This window comes from Vibrio sp. 1731, assembly GCF_033339955.1.
Lineage (GTDB): Bacteria > Pseudomonadota > Gammaproteobacteria > Enterobacterales > Vibrionaceae > Vibrio > Vibrio alginolyticus.
Map to the genome: position 1 here is coordinate 36,780 of NZ_JAWOVO010000016.1, position 20,053 is coordinate 56,832.

The window sequence follows — 20,053 nt, forward strand, 5'->3', positions numbered from 1 at the left end:
ACAGGTGACAAGAAACCTTAGATCGCGTCTTCGTCTTCTTCACCAGTACGAATACGAACCACACGCTCAATATCAGTGACGAATATTTTACCATCACCAATCTTACCAGTTTGCGCGGTTTCAATGATTGTCTCTACGCATTTATCAGCCACATCTTCCGTTACAACGATTTCGAGCTTCACTTTAGGTAGAAAGTCCACCATGTACTCTGCACCACGGTAAAGCTCGGTGTGACCTTTTTGGCGACCAAAGCCTTTCACTTCAGAGACGGTCATCCCTGTAATGCCAACTTCAGCTAGCGCTTCTCGAACATCATCCAGTTTAAATGGCTTGATAATCGCTTCAATTTTTTTCATGTTCATCCCTTAAGCTTCAATCGATTGCGCTTATTATCGTTTAGCGTTTCGCAACATTCAATGTTTGTCTCTGATCCACCAGCGAAAATCCAGGCTGAGCAAATTAACATAGCGAATATCGTGAGTTGATAAAACCCAATGAGGACTGCTCAATGCCCAATCGTCCAAGCTTTACTTCAGACTCGCGTTTACTTCAAACTTGCGTAGTAAGCCGCTAGGTTAGCGATGTCTTCATCAGACAACAATGAAGCTTGAGCTTGCATCACAGCAGCAAGCCCACCTGTTCGCTCTTTATTTTTATAAGCTTTAATTGAACTGATAATATATTGCTCATTTTGCCCTTTCAGATTTGGGTAACCCGGAATGACAGCAATACCATCAGCGCCATGACACGCCGCGCATACTCCCGACTTTGCTTGACCTGCTGCGACATCTCCCGCAGCTAGAGCTTGCCCACTGAACATGGTTAACGCCACCATTGCACCCATGATTGTTTTCTTCATTGCTTCACCTAATCAATTATTATTTAAGGATTTTTATATTTTATAATCGACATTGTGGCATGAATTTTCATTACCTGCGCCAAATAAGTTCACAATCTTGACCATTAAATGCCTGATCAACGAACAGATCTGCCACAGCAACGACTCGGTCTTGATACATCAAAATCGGAATTTGACGACGCAGCCAGCTTGGCACATTGTATTCTTGGAACAACTTCTTCAGTTTTCGACTGTGATTACGCGTGGTTGGATGCGCTGATAAGCCTTCCGGATTAAAGGTCACGCGAAGCAATTCTGGCTGACTCGGAAGCGCAATCGTTGCGTTGCTAGAACTCGTCGTTAAGGTCAGCTCCCCTAGCCGCTCTGGCAGCGACAAAGTCGCATCAACTTGAATCGTACTTTGCCACTCAGTGACGTCAGCCGTTTCCGTTACCCAATAGAGACAATTTCGAAAACGGCGCACTTCACCTTGTTTAAGTTGTAGTTTGGGGTTGGCATCTTGCTGAGCTAATGCGACTTCATTCCAGATGAGATTGAGTTGTACCTGAGTCGGCATACTAGTATTAAGCTTAGACAGCCACATACGAATCAAGCGCGCACGCGCTAATCCACTGTGCTTAGCCAGTTCTTCAATACTCAAACTTAGATCCGTTTGTAAAGCGCGTTCAAACACCGCGCTCAATAGTTCATCCAATAGCGCTTCTTGTTGAGCACATAAACTTGCACTGCGCTGAACCGCTTGATGGATACTCGGCCAGCGACCAGACAATTCAGGAATAACACAATGACGAAGAAAGTTACGATCATAACGGGTATCTTGATTGCTTTCGTCTTCCACCCACTCCAAGCCTAATTTAGTAGCGGCTTCTTCGATGGTCTTCCGCTTGATAGTAAGCAATGGTCGAACTAGAGATCCGCAAGAAAACGGCATACTCTCCGCCATCGAAGATAACCCTTTAGGCCCGCTGCCGCGCTTAAGCGCAAGGAGAAAAGTCTCTATTTGATCGTCGGCATGTTGACCAGTCAACAGTATATCACCTTCTTGAATGTACTTAGTTAAGGCTTGGTAGCGAGCTTCACGAGCAAGAAGTTCAATACTTTCACCATTGCTGATGTCTAAGCTCACTCGCTCGATCGAGCACGATATCCCCACTTGTTGTGCCCAAAGTAAGCATTTATCGGCCCAATTATCGGCATTCGAGCTTAAACCATGGTGCACATACACAGCGTGACACTCTACAGAGTGCGCTTGTTGGTAGCGACTGAGTAATTCGAGTAAAAGACGTGAATCCACTCCTCCGCTAAACGCCAAGACAACCTTAGTGCCTAATTGATAGTAGCGGCCGAGAACTTGAGCAAAATGCGGGTAAAGCGATTCCATAAGCGATCCGATAGGTACAAAAAAAGGGCTGGACTCTCATCCAACCCTTTCTATTTTAACTGTTATCACTTGAGATATCAGCTAACGCTTAATAGCAATCACCGAAATTAACAGTAACCGTAGCTCATTAGACGCTGGTAACGACGCTCACGTAGCGTCTCTTCATCCAATTGTTCTAGATCTTCTAGCTGACGAAGTAGTGTCGCTTTCATATTCGCTGCCATTTGAACATGATCGCGATGAGCGCCGCCTAGTGGCTCTTCAATGATTTCGTCGATCAGTTCAAGCTCTTTAAGACGCGGAGCAGTTAGGCCCATTGCCTCTGCCGCTTGTGGCGCTTTGTCTGAATCACGCCATAAGATTGAAGCACAACCCTCAGGAGAAATTACTGAGTACGTAGAGTACTGAAGCATGTTCACGTAGTCGCCTACACCGATTGCTAATGCACCACCAGAACCGCCTTCACCGACAACGTTACAGATTACTGGTACTTTAAGACCAGACATCACTTTTAGGTTTTTCGCGATAGCTTCAGATTGACCACGTTCTTCTGCGCCCACACCTGGGTATGCGCCAGCCGTGTCAATAAATGTGATGATCGGCATGTTGAAACGCTCTGCCATTTCCATCAAGCGTAGAGCCTTACGGTAGCCTTCTGGTTTCGGCATACCAAAGTTACGTTTCACCTTTTCTTTGGTCTCACGACCTTTTTGGTGACCAATGATCATCACAGGGCGGCCTTCAAGGCGAGCCATGCCACCCACAATCGCTTTGTCGTCTGCAAACGCGCGGTCACCCGCTAATTCATCAAACTCCTCAAAAGCGTGTTGGATGTAATCCAGCGTGTAAGGACGTAGTGGGTGACGAGCCAGTTGAGCTGTTTCCCATGCACCTAGGTCACTGAAGGTTTTTTTCTTCAGCTCTAAGCTTTTCTTCTCAAGCTGTTCGATTTCTTTATCCAGGTCAATCGCAGAATCACCACCGTGACGAGAGACATCACGTAATGCTTCAATTTTCGCTTCTAGTTCTGCAATTGGCTTTTCAAATTCAAGAAAGTTTAGGCTCATCTATGAATCCTTGTTTACTCAGCGTCTAACATATTGCGCTGAATTTTTAGTTAAATTCGAGTTCTACCTGGCTTTTGCCAAGCAACTGTTTTAAATCGTCGAGTAATGTATCACTTGGCGTAACTCGCCACTCGGTGCCCAATGTTAACCGCGCTCTGGCGTCGGCACGCTGGTAGTATACATTGACGGGTACGGTTCCGGCTTTGTGCGGCTCTAAAATACGGCTGAACTGCTCAAAAAACTGATCGTTGATCTGATTTGCATCTATCGATACCGACAAACCACGAGCGTATTTCTCGCGCGCACTGCCGAGATCCATAACTTCACGCGCCGACATTTTAAGGCCACCGTTGAAGTCATCAAAGCTGACCTGTCCAGAAACGACCAAAATTCTGTCTTTTTCGAGAAGTTCAGCGTATCGATCCAGTGCATCTGAGAACAACATCACTTCCATGCGACCACTTCGGTCATCCAGTGTCATAATGCCAATTCGTGTACCACGCTTAGTCGTCATTACACGAGCGGCAATAACCAGACCTGCCACCGTGACAGATTGGTCGCGGCGAGTGGGCGTTGCGTCTTTTAGTCGACAACTGGTGTATTTGTTTAGTTCCTTTACGTAGGCGTTAATTGGGTGCCCTGTCAAATATAGACCTAGGGTATCACGCTCGCCCTCTAACCACACTTTTTCTGGCCAAGGCGGAACCTGCGTATACTTATGCTCTACTTCTTCAGGTGCATCCGTTAGCACACCAAACATATCCGTTTGACCAAACGCTTCAGCTTGGTGATGTTGACTTGCTGCTTTTACCGCATCATTGAGTGACGCCATCATCGCCGCGCGGTGTGGGCCTAGTCGATCCAACGCGCCCGCGTAAATCAGCTTCTCTATCACTCGTTTATTGACGCGTTTTAGATCAACTCGAGCACAGAAATCAAATAGGTCTTTAAAGTGACCACCTTTATTTCTCGCCTCAAGAATCGCATCGATAGGACCCTCACCTACCCCTTTTATCGCACCAATACCGTAAACAATTGCGCCATTTTCATCAACATTAAAGCGATATAAGCCAGAGTTGATGTCTGGTGGCAGCACGGTGAGCTTCATACGGAAACACTCATCGACCAAGCCAACGACTTTTTCCGTGTTATCCATATCGGCTGTCATTACCGCAGCCATAAATTCGGCAGGGTAATGTGTTTTCAGCCAAAGAGTCTGATAAGAAACCAATGCATAAGCAGCAGAGTGCGATTTGTTAAAACCATAACCGGCGAACTTCTCTACCAAGTCGAAGATTTTCATCGCCAACTCGCCATCGATACCGTTCTTTATCGCACCTTCTTCAAAGATAGCACGTTGTTTTGCCATCTCTTCTGGCTTTTTCTTACCCATTGCACGACGAAGCATGTCCGCACCACCTAGCGTGTAACCTGCTAAGATCTGCGCAATCTGCATTACCTGCTCTTGGTACAGGATGATGCCGTAGGTTGGATCTAGCGTCTCTTTTAGCGACTCGTGTTGCCACTTTTCATCTGGATAAGAGATCGCTTCTCGACCATGTTTACGGTCGATAAAGTTATCTACCATGCCCGATTGCAAAGGACCCGGACGGAAGAGTGCTACCAATGCGATGATGTCTTCGAAACAGTCTGGCTGAAGTCGTTTGATCAGCTCTTTCATGCCTCGAGATTCAAGCTGGAATACTGCTGTCGTTTCAGAGTTTTGCAACAAACGGAAAGAGGCGGGGTCTTCTAACGGTATGGATTCAATTTGAACCGGTTCTTTACCTTCTCGCTCTAGGCGTGGGTTAATCAGCCCTAACGCCCAGTCAATAATGGTTAAGGTACGTAAACCTAAGAAGTCAAACTTAACTAGGCCAGCGGTCTCAACATCGTTTTTATCAAATTGAGTAACCGGAAAGTGACCTTCAGCGTCTGCATAAATTGGCGCAAAATCGGTAATTGTTGTAGGTGAAATTACAACACCACCAGCGTGTTTACCGGCGTTTCGCGTACAGCCTTCCAAAATATGACACATGTCGATGAGTTCTTTAACTTCCTCATCGGCCTCATACAATTCAGGTAGTGCAGGTTCAGCTTTAAACGCTTTATCTAGCGTCATACCTGGATCGGGCGGGATCAGCTTTGAAATACGATCAACAAAACCAAATGGGTGGCCCAATACGCGGCCAACGTCACGGATTACCGCTTTTGCCGCCATGGTACCAAACGTGATGATCTGAGACACCGCGTCACGACCGTACATTTCCGCAACGTGGTCAATAACCTGGTCACGTTTATCCATACAGAAATCGACGTCGAAATCGGGCATCGAAACACGTTCTGGGTTCAAGAAACGTTCGAACAGCAAGTCGTATTCTAGTGGATCCAGATCGGTGATTTTTAGTGCGTAAGCCACCAAAGAACCAGCACCGGAACCACGTCCAGGACCGACAGGAATTCCATTATCTTTTGACCACTGGATGAACTCCATTACGATCAAGAAGTAACCAGGAAATCCCATTTGGTTGATAACATCTAGCTCTATCTGAAGACGTTCATCATATTCAGGGCGGCGACGTTTTCTCTCTTCCTCATCTGGAAATAGGAACTCTAAACGCTCTTCCAACCCCTCTCGGGATTTCATGACTAGGAACTCAGTCTCTTTCATCCCTTCGGTTGGGAAAGCTGGTAGGAAGTACTCACCTAAGCGCACAGTCACGTTACAACGCTTCGCTATCTCGACACTGTTTTCTAACGCTTCAGGAATATCAGCAAACAGCTCACACATTTCTTCTTCTGTACGAAGATATTGCTGCGGACTGTAGTTTTTTGGCCTACGCGGATCTTCTAATGTGTAACCATCGTGAATCGCTACGCGTATTTCATGAGCATCAAATAGGTCTGGACTCAGGAATACAACTTCATTGGTCGCCACTACTGGCAAGTCTTGCTGCTCTGCCAATTCAACCGCAAAGTGAAGATAAGTTTCTTCATCTGGACGACCGGTACGAAGTAGCTCAAGATAAAAGCGATCTGGAAAATGCTGTTTATAAAAATCAACACACCCCTGCACTATTTGACGGTTGCCTTTCAAAAGGCCGCGACCAATTTCCCCGCTTTTACCGCCGGATAATACAATCAAGCCTTCAGACATTTCAGCCAACCAGGCTTTATCAATCACAGGGTGGTGTTGAACATGTCCACGTAAGTACGCTTTTGATATCAATAACGTCAGGTTCTTATAACCTACATTATCCGCCGCAAGCAAAGTCACTTGTGTCAGCTCTTCACCAAACTCGTCCGACTGCATTTTAAAGTCAGCACCAATGATCGGTTTAACACCACTGCCATGCGCCGTACCGTAAAACTTCACCAAACCACATAGGTTGGTAAAGTCGGTCAACGCCATTGCGGGCATACCGAGCTCAGCAACTTTCTTTACGATTGGCGGAACTTTGTTGAGGCCATCCACCATCGAGAAGTCACTATGAACACGCAGGTGGATGAATTTGGGATCTGACATTAACAGGTACCGTGTAACTCTATTTTGTTGGGGATTCTAACCTAAAGAGGTTGGGTTTATAACACCAATTAGATCGTTTGATTATTCTATGCCTAACGCTTTTTTTACTGGCTTGAAACTCTTGCGGTGTTCACTGATCACTCCGTGTTGCTCAATCGCTTCAAAGTGCGCTTTAGTTGGGTAACCTTTGTGCTTCGCGAAGCCAAATTGTGGATGAAGTTTATCCAACTCTTCCATCTCTTGGTCACGCACGACTTTGGCAATAATTGACGCCGCACTGATTTCGGCAACACGTAGATCGCCTTTTACTACAGCTTGAGCATCCATTGGCAGCTCCGGACAACGGTTACCATCAATCAACACCAAATCAGGTTGAACCTGTAACCCCGCCACTGCACGCTGCATCGCAACCATAGTCGCCTGCAAAATATTCAGTTGATCGATTTCTTCAGGAGAACAACGCCCGACCGCCCACGCCAATGCTTTTTCTTTGATTTCAGGAAGCAACGCCATGCGTTTCTTTTCGGTCAATTTTTTCGAATCGTTCAACCCTTCAATAGGATTGTGAGGATCAAGGATAACCGCAGCGGTGACGACGTCTCCCACCAAAGGGCCACGTCCTACCTCGTCGACTCCGGCCACAAGCTGGTAACCTTGCGGATATTCAAACGGAGGGAGTTCAACTTTGGTTTTGGTCGCTTTTGGTTTAACAGCCATGATAAATCTCTATTTTTCAATCAGTTTTAGAACCGCGTTTGCGGCTTGTTGATCCGCATCTTTACGGATCCAATGATGCATTTCCGTAAACTTATCTAACATCGGTTTATTGTCGCTTTCCAATAAGCGAGAAACCTCAGTAAACAAATTGTCTGGTGTGCACTCATCTTGTAGATATTCTTTGACGAGCTCATCATCCGCCAAGATATTCGGCAATGACACATACTTCGTTTTCAATAGACGTTTAGCTAAGAAAGCAGTAAATGCATTCACACGATAACCCACCACCATTGGACGCTTGAGAAGCATACACTCCAACGCTACGGTACCGGAGGCCAACATCACGGCATCGGATGCGGTGATGACGTTGCGTGCGGTGTCATCAACTAACTTGAAGTCCAACTCTGGCGCTAGCTCTTTCCATGCTTGTTCAAACTGCTCACGGCGTTTTTGATTAACAAGCGCGACAACAAACCCCAGTTCTGGAAATTTTTTATGGAGTAACTTGCAGGTTTCAATAAATGGCTCTGAGAGCATTTTTAACTCGCTACCACGACTGCCTGGCAGGACAGCAAGCCACTTTTTATCTTGTTCTAAACCAAGCAACTCACGTGCAGGCGCTTGTTCTGATTCTAGTGGGATGGCATCAGCCAAGGTATGACCAATGAACTCGCAAGGTACATTAAATTTGTCGTAGAACGCTTTCTCAAACGGAAGAAATGCTAGCACCAAGTTCGTTGCCGCTTCTATTTTAAAGATGCGCTTCTGACGCCAAGCCCAAACAGACGGACTCACGTAATGAACGGTTTTAATGCCCGCTTGCTTGAGGTCAAGCTCCAGGCGTAAGTTGAAGTCAGGAGCATCGATCCCGATGAAAACATCAGGCGGATTCTGAGTAAAATACTGAACGAGCTCAGCTTTCACTTTAAGAAGTCTCGGTAAGCGGCCTAAAACCTCGACTAATCCCATCACCGCAAGCTCTTCCATATCAAACAGAGACTCGCAACCTTGGGCTATCATTTTCGGACCACCAATGCCTACGAACTCTGCGTCTGGATATTGTTGCTTTACTGCTTTGATAAAGCCTTCACCTAGCGTATCGCCAGACAATTCTCCGGCAATGATGCCAATACGTAATGGTCTTTCCATATCTACTTCGCTATTTTTCCTGTGCGCTATGGATAACGGTTTGCCTTATCCATAAAACACAAAAAGATCGTAACCTCAAATTTGGTCACGATCTTTTTATTTATTGGTTCATTCGCCAATTAACGAATAATGCCACGTTCCGTCGTTTCCAGAATATCTGAGAAACGCTTCACAGCCGGCCACTCTTGAGCCATTTCAGCCAGAATAGGCTTCACTTCTTCTAGCGTCTTACCTGAACGGTAGATTTCTTTATACGCTTTTTGTAGCGCACGAATCTCTGGTTTCTCAAAGCCATTACGCTTCAAGCCAACAAGGTTCAAGCCGAATGGAGTAGCGTGGTTACCTTGCGCGAGTACATAAGCTGGGACATCTTGCACCACAGCTGAACAGCCGCCAATGTATGCGTAAGCGCCCACTGTACAAAACGGATGAATCGCAGACAGTGCCATCACACCGGCATAGTCATCAACAGTAACGTGACCACCAAGAATCGAGTTATTACCGATATGAGTGTGGTTACCAATAACAACATCATGCGCAACGTGTGCATTCACACACAATAAGTTGTCATCACCAATGATCGTGGTTGCTTTGTCTTGCACTGTGCCGCGGTGAACTTGGACCGCTTCACGAATGACGTTACGGTCACCGATAACCACAGTTGTGTCTTCACCACCGTATTTTTTGTCTTGGTTTTCTTCACCAATGACAGCATGTGGGAAAATACGGTTATCTTTGCCAATAGTTGTGTGACCTTTGATCACAACGTGAGACATCACTTCTGTGCCTTCACCAATTTCAACCGTAGAGGTGATGTACGTAAAAGGACCTACTGTTACGTTAGCACCAATTTTGGCGCCCTCTTCTACCACCGCTGCCGGGTGGATTTTAGCGGTTTCATGAATCATATTAAAACTCTCGACGAGCACACTTCAGTTCTGCAGAACATACCACTTCGCCGTCAACTTTTGCTACACCGCTAAATGCAGCAATGCCGCGACGTTCTTTCAGAAATTCTACCTCAATAACCAATTGGTCGCCCGGAACCACTGGTTTACGGAATTTCGCGCCGTCTACGCTTGCAAAGTAGTACAGTTCATTTTCTGTTGGTGCACCAAATGATTTAAATGCAAGTAAGCCTGTTGCCTGAGCCATTGCTTCTAAAATCAAAACACCTGGGAATACTGGTAGTTGAGGAAAGTGACCTGTGAACTGAGGTTCGTTAACCGACACGTTTTTAATCGCGTGAAGGTACTTCTCTTCTTGGAAGTCTATCACTCGGTCGATCAATAAGAATGGGTAGCGATGAGGTAGTAGCTCTTGAATTTCAGAGATGTTCATCGTTTTCTTTTCAGTAGTCAAAGTCGTCTTCCTATATCAATTTTTTGCCGCCAAGATGGCAAACGTGGCAACAGGTCGTAAAGCCGAATCGCTTTGCAATATACTAGCAAAATACGCACCATCTTGGAGTTAAATCTACTTAGAGCGCGTCATTATAGAAGAAAAAGACCCGCATTTCGCGAGTCTTCTTACAGAATATGGAACTAGAACTTGTTAGCCTTCGTGTTAAATACAGAGCGAAAGATAACTTGTTCTAAATTTCTTCTTTCTGTTCCAGCTGTTTTTCAACCGCTTTTAGGCGCTTATTCATCTCATCAATACGGTGAACTCGAGTTGCGGTCTTACGCCACTCTCTGTTCGTTTGTAGTGGGATACCTGATGAGTAAAGGCCTTTTTCTTCGATACTGCGCATTACCATGCCCATACCTGTAATCGCCACACCATCTGCGATAGTGATATGGCCATTCAGAACAGACGCGCCGCCAATCTGGCAGTACTTACCAATTTTTGTACTGCCCGCGACAATAGTACCACCAGGCATCACGGTACCATATCCGATCTGCACGTTGTGCGCGATTTGAAGTTGGTTATCCAGAATGACATTGTCTTCAATGATAGTATCTTCGAGTGCACCGCGGTCAATCGTAGTACAAGCACCAATCTCAACGCGGTTACCGATACGCACTGAACCAAGCTGAGGAATTTTAATCCACTCGCCTTTGTCATTCGCGTAACCGAAGCCATCAGAGCCAATGACGGTACCCGATTGAACGAGACAGTCATCACCCAATGACACTTCATGGTAGATAGTGACATTAGCCCAAAGCTTGGTGTTATTCCCTAGCTTGGCGTTCTTACCGATAAAACAACCAGCACCAACACTTACGTTGTCGCCGAGTTCCACGCCCGTTTCAATCACAGCGTTAGCGCCGATTGTAACGTTCTCACCCATCTTAACGTCAGCGGCAATCACAGCACTTGGTGCAATATCGTCTGCCGGTTTTGGTGTGGTATCCATCGCTTGGACCACACGAGCAAATGCGACATAAGGGTCTGAAACCACTAGCGCATTTCCAACGCATTGATCTTTATGCTCAGCCTTTACCATAACAACGGTAGCTTGGCACTCAGAAAGGTGTTTTGCGTATTTTGGGTTAGACAAGAAGGTTACGTCACCTTCTTGTGCTTTATCCATTGGAGCAACACGGCTTACAACGAGAGACTCGTCACCAAACAGCTCACCCCCGGTAATTGTCGCCAATTCGGCTAATGTTAATGTCTTCATAACTTCTTATTTTAGAGCTTTAATTACGTCTTCAGAGATATTGTATTCTGGCTTGCCGTACTGCAAAGCAGAGATATCAATCACAAGATCGTAACCATTTTTGTCTGCGACTTTCTTAACTGCATCTTGAATCGTTTTGAAAAGCTTCGCTTTTTCTTCAGCTTCACGACGCGCACTTGCTTTTTCAAGTGCTTGTGCTTTCACTTTGTACTCGCTGTCGAGCTTCGCGATATCGATACGTAGCTTTTCAACTTCGTCTTGACCCAAAAGCTCGCCGTCACGTTGTAGCTTCTCAATCTTTGTTTTAGCTTGTGCTTGGATTGACTTCAGTTCATCAGCTTTGCTTTTGAAGTCTTTCTGCATTTTTTGTAGTACAACTTCACGTTGAGGAAGAGCTTGAAAAACTTGAGCTGTATTTACGTAAGCAATTTTCTGTGCAGCTTCTGCCGCATTTGCAAACATTGAAGAGCTCAGTGCAAGAAGGCCAATCCCAGCCGCTTTGATCATTTTATTCAAAATATTTTCCTCTTTAGAAAGTTCTACCGATAGTGAATGTGAAGAACTCTTCATCATCGCCATCAAATTTCTTAATTGGTTTCGCTAGTGAGAATACTAGTGGCCCCATTGGAGACATCCACTGCAACGCCGCACCGTAAGAAGAGCGGTAGTTGGTTGGATCTGAGTAATCGTAGTAGTAACGGTCACCATATTCCGCACCTGAATCGCGGTAGTCAAACTCCGTATCCCAAACACTTGCCATATCAAAGAAGATACTGGTACGAATTTGGTTTTGTACTTCTTCTGATGCAAATGGTGTTGGGACAATCAACTCAACACTTGCTAGCGCTACGGCGTTACCACCAACAGAGTCATCTGTTGCTGTATCTGCGCCATTGTTTGAACCAGATGTATCACGGTAAACCGCTTTAGGACCAACAGAGTTTGAGCCAAAGCCACGAAGCGATGTAAAGCCACCTGCGTAGTAGTTTTCGTAGAATGGGAACAAGTTATCGTTACCATCCGTTTGACCGTAACCATTACCGTAACCTAAGCGGCCACGGAACAAGAGGGTAAACTCGTGCTTTTTAGTCAATGGCACATACTGACGAACATCGTACTGCATTTTGAAATATTGAACGTCAGAGCCAGGTACGGTCATTTTATAGAATGCACGTTGATGGTTACCTGCTGTTGGGAAATAGCCACGGTTTAAGTTATTACGTGTCCAAGAGATATTGAAGTCGAAGTCGTTTGTGTTCAACGCTCCACTAGAATCAATGTTGTCTGCTTGTGCTCGTAAGAACTGCTCTACCTGCAAGTAAGGCGATAAGTTACCGATCTTGTTGTGCGTATAACCGACACCGAATTCAAAACGGTTCAACTCATCGAATGGGAAGCCCCACGTTAAGCTCGCGCCATAGCTTTCGTTGGTATAGTCAACGATATTGGCTTCTTTAGCTTCAAATTCGTTATAGAAAACCTTACCACCTAAGCTTACACCGTCTAAGTTCCAGTACGGATCACGGTAATCTAGACTGATGTTTTTCTGGTAGTCATTCATCATCGCGTTGATACCAACACGGTTACCGCTACCAATAAAGTTATCTTGTTGCAGGCCAACCTGGAAGCTCACACCCGATTCTGTACCGTAGCCAACACCGAAGTTAACACTACCAGAGTTTGCTTCTTTGACAGAGTAAACTAGGTCAACTTGATCATCACTACCAGGAACTCGAACCGTCTGTACTTCAACATTTTCAAAGTAGCCCAAACGATTTAGACGAGTTTTACCCGTTTCAATCGATTTCGAGTTCAACCAACTGCCTTCCATCTGACGCATTTCACGACGAAGGACTTCATCTTTGGTTGAGTTATTACCCGTGAAGCGAATATCACGAACATAAATTCGGTTACCCGGGTCTACGTTAACGACCAAAGAAACTTCTTGATTCTCGTCGTCAAACTCTGGAATGGTATTCACTTGAGGATAAGCATAACCGGACTCACCAAGCACACGCTTAATCCCTTCTTCCATTGAAGTCACCAACGAGCCGTTGTATGTCTCATTGTCTTCAAATGGCACAAGTCTTTCGAACGTCGCTTCCTCACCAATCAAATCACCACGGAACTTCACGTCCTTAACGGTGTAAACCTCGCCCTCTTCTAGACCAAGAGTAATGTATACCCCTTTCTTGTCAGGAGAGATTGCAACTTGTGTCGAATCAACGTTAAATTTTAAGTAACCACGATCCAGGTAGAATGATTTGAGTGCTTCAATATCACCTGCAAGAACTTGCTTTTGATACTTTTCATCAGAAAGGAAATTCCACCACGGCACATCAACATTTAAGTTAAAGCGCGAAAGCAGTTCTTCATCACTGAACACTTCATTACCGATAAAGTTGATTTGCTGAATTTTTGCCGACACACCTTCAGTAAAGACAAACTTAAGATCAGAACGATTACGTGGTAGTGGAGTCACCACCGCTTTTACTGTTGCGTTGTATTTACCTACGCTGTAGTAAAAGTCTTCTAAGCCTTTTTCAATGTTGCTTAGCGTGGTGCGGTCAAGCGCTTCACCTTCACGAACGCCAGACGCGTTCAGGTTTTCTTGTAGCTGCTCGTCCTTGATTGCTTTGTTACCTGAAAAAGAGATGCTTGCAATGGTAGGACGTTCTTTGACTTGAACCATCAGAACACCACCGTCACGCAACACTTTCACATCTTCAAAGTTACCAGATGCATACAGGGCGCGGATAATTTCTGCAACATCGCCTTGGCCAATGGTATCACCGACACGTACAGGCATTTTCAACAATGCAGCACCCAGTGCTACACGCTGCAATCCATCGATTTCAATATCTTGAACTACGAAGTTCTCTGCTCCATTTGCAGATACACTGGTCGCCAGTAAACTTGCAAATAGAATTCGCTTAATCGCCATACTTGTTCTAATTATTCCTTGCTACTGCTTTTGTCTCTGAACTATCACAGACGAGTAAAATCATTAAATAGCGCTAACGCCATGAGCGAGAAGATGATCGCACCACCAATTCTAAAGCCCATTTCCTGCACTTTCTCAGGAACAGGACGTCGAATGACTGCTTCAATTGCAAAAAACAACAAATGACCGCCATCCAACATTGGTAAAGGAACGAGGTTAATAATACCTAGGTTAACACTAATTAGAGCGAGAAAACCTAAAAAGTAGACCAAACCATAATCTGCTGTCGCGCCTGCGCCTTTGGCTATTGATATTGGTCCACTCAGATTATTCAGACCAACGTCTCCAACAATCAGCTTCTTAAGCATGCTGATTGTCAAACCAATGACTTGGCCAGTTTTGTCTACTGCTTTACCTATTGACTCGAATACACCAAACTGAAGATCGAAGCGATAACTTTCTGGCCATTCTGCGACTTTAGGTGCAATACCTGCAAAACCAACGACTTCTTTGTTAGCTAGCTCACGGCTACCGGGCGTCAGCGTCAATGTTTGCTCATAACCCTGACGTAACACCGTCAATTCAAGCGGTGTATCAGGATTAGAACGAACCGCTTCAACCACTTGCTTCCATTCGGTTACGCGTTGTTGACCAATTGCGACAACCTCATCACCTGGAAGCACACCGGCTTTTTCCGCCGCTCCACCTTGCGAGACCTGCTCGATAACTCGATACACCTCCGGTGTATACGGAGCAAAACCTAACGACTGCATCGCTGACTGAGTTTCTGGGTCGAACTTCCACTCACGTAAATCGAGCGTTTTCGTTACTTCTGAACCAACTTCATTCGCTGACGTTAGTGTTACCGTCATCAAATCATCGCCAATATGAGAAATCAATCCCATATTTACTGATTCCCAATCCGGAGTTTTGATACCAGATATCGATTTAAGTTCCATTCCAGATTCAATTCCAGCTTCCGCAACAATCGAATTGGGCGTAACTTCACCAATTACAGGCTTAACAGCTGGGATACCAATTAGAAATACCAGCCAATAGGCAAAAATTGCGAAAAGAAAATTAAAGATGGGGCCAGCCGCAACAATAGAGGTTCGCTTCCATAACGGCTTCTTATCAAACGCTAGGTGCTTCTCATGCTCTGGCACCTCATCGACACGGCTATCAACCATTTTCACATAGCCGCCGAGAGGGATCATTGAGATGCTGTACTCCGTTCCGTCTTTGCCTACTTTACTCCAAATAGACTTGCCGAAGCCGATTGAAAACTTTTCAACTTTAACGCCGCAACGGCGAGCAACCCAAAAGTGCCCAAATTCGTGCACGGCAACAAGAATGCCCAGTGCGACGATAAAAGAAATGAGATTCCACAATATACCAGTCATCAGCTACGCTCGCGTATGGTTTCTAGGGCAATAGTTCGTGCCATTCTATCTAGCTCGAGCAAGCTTTCCAAGCTATTCGCATTCTCAGCCTTGCAGCTTGCGTTGATTTTATTCAACACAGACTCATTGATGCGAGCAATATCGGTAAAACCTAGTCTGTTATTTAAAAATGCATCAACAGCGACTTCATTAGCTGCATTCAATGCCGTTGTTGCGTGTTGACCTTCATAACAAGCATCAATTGCGAGTTTTAAACATGGGTAACGAGCAAAGTCAGGCTGCAAAAACGTCAGCTCACCAACTTTCGTGAAGTCTAGCGGCTTAACCCCAGCTTCTACTCTTGACGGGTATGACATGGTGAGCGCAATTGGCGTCGCCATATCCGCTTCTCCCATTTGTGCCAAGACCGAACCATCACGATACTGAACCATAGAATGAATTACCGATTGAGGATGAATAACCACCTTCAGTTGTTCGCGAGCAGCATTAAATAGCCACTTAGCTTCGATATACTCAAGGCCTTTATTCATCATCGTGGCAGAATCAACAGAAATCTTTGGCCCCATCGACCAGTTTGGATGAGCGATCGCCTGAGCGGGTGTCACCTGCTCCAGTTCTGCGATGTCAGTGTAACGGAAAGGACCACCAGATCCAGTCAACAAAATATGAGAAATGCCATGTTCTTGTAAATTGCAACGACCTAGATTGGTTTGTACTTGCTGTGGTAAACATTGGAAAATGGCGTTGTGTTCACTGTCGACGGGAAGTAGCTCTGCGCCAAATTCTTCTACAGCATCAATAAATAGCTGGCCTGACATTACAAGTGCTTCTTTATTTGCCAACAAGACTCGCTTACCTGCTTTCACGGCAGCCATGGTAGGCAATAAGCCAGCGGCTCCTACAATAGCAGCCATTACACTGTCGACCTCGTCCAGCGAAGCAATATGGCATAGCGCATCAACACCACCTAGCACTTCGGTACCTGGCGAAACCGAGTGTAGCTCAGCTTGAAGTTGAGACGCCGCAGCTTTATCTGCCATGACCGCATACTTAGGTTGCCACTGACGACATAGACCGATCATCTTTTCAACGTTAGTGCTTGCCGCTAAGGCAACGACAGAAAACAGATCTGGGTTTTGTTCGACCACTTTAAGCGTGCTTGCACCAATTGATCCAGTAGCACCAAGAATCGTTAACTTTTGCATGTTGTAAGACCGTTAGAAAGCTCAGGAGCGACGACGCCGCTCCTGATAAATTAGAATACGTAGTAAAGAAGAGCAAAAACTGGGAATGCTGCGGTTAGGCTGTCGATACGATCTAGCACACCACCGTGCCCTGGGATAATGTTACTACTGTCTTTAATGCCTGAGACACGTTTGAACATACTTTCAACCAGATCACCAAGCACTGAAATAACGACAGTAACCAGCGTAATTAGCACCATATGGACAGGGCTAGTGAACTGGATATCGAACCAATCAGCAAATGCCCACGCTACGATTAATGCCGTGATAATGCCACCAATTAGCCCTTCAATGGTTTTATTGGGGCTTACATGAGGAGCCATCTTACGTTTGCCTAAGCTTTTGCCTGCAAAGTAGGCGCCGCTATCTGCAGCCCATACCAAGAAACAAACGTACAACACAAGCTTTGCGCCGTGGTATGGATCTACAGTGATGTCATACGCTCTGAGAATAATCACACTCCAAAGGAATGGAATTAATGTCAGAAAACCAAATACATGACGTAAAACAAAATTACTTTGCCAAGATTTCGTCGTTTTGGGGTAAGTAATCGCCATTAAGCTAGCAATAATCCACCAAACAAAACCAATACCCAAGACGACATAATGAGGTGTCGTTAAGTGATTGAGGCTATATGCATCAGGCGAGATGTATAGAAAACTAAGTCCGGTAATAATGATTGCCGGCACAAGGGCAGCAATGCGAGAGTTGCTTCCTGTAAACTGAGTCCACTCCCAAAAACCTAATAGCGTTATTGCAGTTAAAGCGGCAATAAAGCCCATTAGCGGTAATTTAAAAATGCCTAAAATAACCAGGGGAGCTAAAATTAGTGCTGTTATTATTCTCTGTTTCAAACTAACTAGTCCTTATTGAGCTGCCATCAATGCCTTTATTTGTTCACCTGTACAGCCAAAACGACGTTCTCGGTTGATAAACCAAGTTACAGCTTCTACCAAACTGTCTTCATCGAATTCTGGCCAGTACTCTGGTGTAAAGTACATTTCTGCATAAGCCATTTGCCACAACATAAAGTTGCTGATGCGGCACTCTCCACTGGTGCGAATTAAAAGATCCACTTCCGGTAGGTCTGCCATGGTCAAATGCTCAGTGATTAGCTGCTCATTGATATCCTCTACACGAATTTCACCGTTACGTGCTTTTAGCGCTAACGTTTTAGCAGCTTCTGTGATGTCCCATTTACCGCCATAGTTGGCTGCAATGTTGATCACCATACCCGTGTTATCTGCCGTTAGGTTTTCTGCTTCTACAATTTTCTTTTGTAGACGCTCACTAAATCGACTGGTATCACCGATCACGCGCAACCGTAAGTTATTTTTGTGTAGTTTTTTTACTTCACTAGACAGGACCGTGATAAACAGTTCCATCAAAAGACCCACTTCTTCCTCCGGACGACGCCAGTTTTCACTACTAAAAGCAAACAGCGTCATGGCTCTAATGCCTAGTTTTGAAGCAGCAGCCACGGTCTTACGAACGGCACTAACGCCTTTTTTATGACCAAATACGCGAGGTTTTCCTTTGGACTTAGCCCAACGGCCATTACCGTCCATAATGATGGCAATATGCTTAGGAAGGGAATCAGAGAAGGCTTGAGAATTTTGCATAGGGAGTTAATTGAGTTCCATCAGTTGGATAGACTAACATAAAAAAACGCTGAGCTGTGAGCACAGCGTTTTCCAACAGTGATGTGTGTGGGAGTATTAAACTTCCATCAACTCTTTTTCTTTTGCAGCAAGAACTTCATCGATCTTCTTAACTGCAACGTCAGTTAGCTTTTGAATTTCGTCTTGTGCTTTACGGTCTTCATCTTCAGAGATTTCTTTATCTTTTAGAAGCGCTTTAAGATCGTTGTTTGCGTCACGACGGATGTTACGAACAGCAACACGACCACCTTCAGCTTCACCACGAACGATCTTAACTAGGTCTTTACGACGCTCTTCCGTTAGCGGTGGAAGTGGAACGCGGATGATAGTGCCAGCTGACATAGGGTTTAGACCAAGGTCAGACGTCATGATCGCTTTTTCTACTTTCGGCGTCAGCTCTTTATCAAAAACCGTGATTGCAAGTGTACGCGCATCTTCAGCAATAACGTTTGCTACTTGGTTTAGAGGTGTTGCTGCACCGTAGTATTCTACAGAAATACCAGATAGTAGGCTTGGGTGTGCACGACCTGTACGAATTTTAGAAAGGTTGTTCTTAAGCGCTTCAACGCTTTTATCCATGCGCTCTTGCGCGTCTTTTTTGATTTCGTTAATCACAGTTTCACCTTAAAAATGTCATCTTTCCTGAAGAAAGCCTAAAACGGTTGAGCAAAGCAAGCACCACCCTAACGCTTTGGAGTGGCACCTTAAGCCAAGCTTATTCGTTGATGAGCGTGCCTTCTGCTTCGCCCATAACCACGCGACGTAGTGCGCCTGGCTTGTTCATATTAAATACGCGGATTGGCATTTTGTGGTCACGAGCTAGCGTAAACGCCGCCAAGTCCATAACTTTCAGCTCTTTATCCAGAACTTCTGCATAAGATAGCTTATCATACAGCTCTGCGTCTGGGTTTGCTACAGGGTCAGCAGTAAATACACCATCAACTTTCGTCGCTTTTAGTACAACATCCGCTTCAATTTCGATACCACGTAAACAAGCAGCAGAATCCGTTGTAAAGAACGGGTTACCAGTACCAGCAGAGAAGATGACAACTCGGCCTTGGCGAAGCTCACGGATCGCATCAGCCCAATTATAGTCGTCACACACGCCTTTTAGAGGGATTGCAGACATAACGCGCGCATTTACGTATGCACGGTGAAGAGCATCACGCATCGCTAGGCCATTCATTACTGTAGCAAGCATACCCATGTGGTCACCAACTACGCGGTTCATACCAGCTTCAGCTAGGCCTGCACCACGGAACAAGTTACCGCCACCGATAACTACACCAACCTGAACACCCAGTTCAACCAGTTCTTTAACTTCTTGTGCCATACGATCAAGGACCGCAGGATCAATACCAAAACCGTCTTCACCTTGAAGAGCTTCACCACTCAGTTTTAATAGAATACGTTGATACGCTGGTTTAGGGTTCGTAGTCATGGAGTTTACCTTCCAAAGAGAGTTGTTGATTAACA

General features: G+C 45.3%; 18 protein-coding genes. All 18 read right to left on the reverse strand.

What is annotated here, in order from left to right:
* Nucleotides 1-17: 17 nt before the first annotated feature.
* The 18 genes from glnB to pyrH all read right to left on the reverse strand — a co-directional run bounded on the left by glnB (nt 18) and on the right by pyrH (nt 20,018).
* Entirely contained in the window at nt 18-356 is a 339-nt protein-coding gene (gene glnB / locus R7035_RS17535) for a nitrogen regulatory protein P-II (RefSeq protein ID WP_005380372.1), read from the reverse strand.
* 188 nt (nt 357-544) lie between these two features.
* Nucleotides 545-859, reverse strand: coding sequence for a c-type cytochrome (locus R7035_RS17540; protein ID WP_033905507.1), 315 nt, complete (start codon nt 857-859; stop codon nt 545-547).
* A gap of 70 nt (nt 860-929) precedes the next feature.
* Nucleotides 930-2,240 (reverse strand): tRNA lysidine(34) synthetase TilS, encoded by a 1,311-nt coding sequence (tilS, locus tag R7035_RS17545; protein WP_053349817.1) that lies wholly within the window; start codon nt 2,238-2,240, stop codon nt 930-932.
* Between the two features lie 107 nt (nt 2,241-2,347).
* Nucleotides 2,348-3,307 (reverse strand): acetyl-CoA carboxylase carboxyl transferase subunit alpha, encoded by a 960-nt coding sequence (gene accA / locus R7035_RS17550; protein ID WP_005380365.1) that lies wholly within the window; start codon nt 3,305-3,307, stop codon nt 2,348-2,350.
* Between the two features lie 46 nt (nt 3,308-3,353).
* Nucleotides 3,354-6,833: a DNA polymerase III subunit alpha gene (gene dnaE / locus R7035_RS17555; protein ID WP_005385364.1), complete on the reverse strand. Its 3,480-nt coding sequence runs from the start codon at nt 6,831-6,833 to the stop codon at nt 3,354-3,356.
* 81 nt (nt 6,834-6,914) lie between these two features.
* A complete protein-coding gene (rnhB, locus tag R7035_RS17560) occupies nt 6,915-7,550 on the reverse strand; it encodes a ribonuclease HII (RefSeq protein ID WP_085570097.1) in 636 nt (211 codons plus the stop codon).
* Between the two features lie 9 nt (nt 7,551-7,559).
* Nucleotides 7,560-8,699, reverse strand: a complete 1,140-nt coding sequence (gene lpxB, locus R7035_RS17565; protein ID WP_017636041.1) for a lipid-A-disaccharide synthase — start codon at nt 8,697-8,699, stop codon at nt 7,560-7,562.
* Nucleotides 8,700-8,818: 119 nt separating this feature from the next.
* Nucleotides 8,819-9,607 carry an acyl-ACP--UDP-N-acetylglucosamine O-acyltransferase gene (lpxA, locus tag R7035_RS17570; protein WP_005380357.1) on the reverse strand — a complete coding sequence of 263 codons (789 nt, stop codon included), beginning with the start codon at nt 9,605-9,607 and terminating at the stop codon, nt 8,819-8,821.
* A 1-nt stretch (nt 9,608) separates the two neighbouring features.
* Complete coding sequence (gene fabZ, locus R7035_RS17575) at nt 9,609-10,061, reverse strand: 3-hydroxyacyl-ACP dehydratase FabZ (RefSeq protein ID WP_005380349.1); 453 nt, start codon at nt 10,059-10,061, stop codon at nt 9,609-9,611.
* Between the two features lie 232 nt (nt 10,062-10,293).
* Nucleotides 10,294-11,325, reverse strand: coding sequence for a UDP-3-O-(3-hydroxymyristoyl)glucosamine N-acyltransferase (gene lpxD, locus R7035_RS17580; protein WP_005380347.1), 1,032 nt, complete (start codon nt 11,323-11,325; stop codon nt 10,294-10,296).
* A 6-nt stretch (nt 11,326-11,331) separates the two neighbouring features.
* Nucleotides 11,332-11,841, reverse strand: coding sequence for an OmpH family outer membrane protein (locus tag R7035_RS17585; RefSeq protein ID WP_165935368.1), 510 nt, complete (start codon nt 11,839-11,841; stop codon nt 11,332-11,334).
* A gap of 13 nt (nt 11,842-11,854) precedes the next feature.
* A complete protein-coding gene (gene bamA, locus R7035_RS17590; RefSeq protein WP_005391802.1) occupies nt 11,855-14,269 on the reverse strand; it encodes an outer membrane protein assembly factor BamA in 2,415 nt (804 codons plus the stop codon).
* Nucleotides 14,270-14,313: 44 nt separating this feature from the next.
* Complete coding sequence (gene rseP / locus R7035_RS17595) at nt 14,314-15,672, reverse strand: sigma E protease regulator RseP (protein WP_005380334.1); 1,359 nt, start codon at nt 15,670-15,672, stop codon at nt 14,314-14,316.
* The gene (gene ispC, locus R7035_RS17600; RefSeq protein ID WP_005385353.1) at nt 15,672-16,877 is read right to left on the reverse strand and encodes a 1-deoxy-D-xylulose-5-phosphate reductoisomerase; all 1,206 of its coding nucleotides are present in this window, start codon (nt 16,875-16,877) and stop codon (nt 15,672-15,674) included. Before ispC ends, rseP begins: the two co-directional genes overlap by 1 nt.
* 50 nt (nt 16,878-16,927) lie before the next feature.
* On the reverse strand, nt 16,928-17,770 hold the full coding sequence (locus tag R7035_RS17605) for a phosphatidate cytidylyltransferase (RefSeq protein ID WP_005385351.1): 843 nt from the start codon (nt 17,768-17,770) through the stop codon (nt 16,928-16,930).
* A 12-nt stretch (nt 17,771-17,782) separates the two neighbouring features.
* Complete coding sequence (locus R7035_RS17610) at nt 17,783-18,538, reverse strand: isoprenyl transferase (RefSeq protein ID WP_005380331.1); 756 nt, start codon at nt 18,536-18,538, stop codon at nt 17,783-17,785.
* A gap of 96 nt (nt 18,539-18,634) precedes the next feature.
* A complete protein-coding gene (gene frr / locus R7035_RS17615; protein WP_005380330.1) occupies nt 18,635-19,192 on the reverse strand; it encodes a ribosome recycling factor in 558 nt (185 codons plus the stop codon).
* A gap of 100 nt (nt 19,193-19,292) precedes the next feature.
* Nucleotides 19,293-20,018, reverse strand: a complete 726-nt coding sequence (gene pyrH / locus R7035_RS17620; RefSeq protein ID WP_005380329.1) for a UMP kinase — start codon at nt 20,016-20,018, stop codon at nt 19,293-19,295.
* Nucleotides 20,019-20,053: the final 35 nt, after the last annotated feature.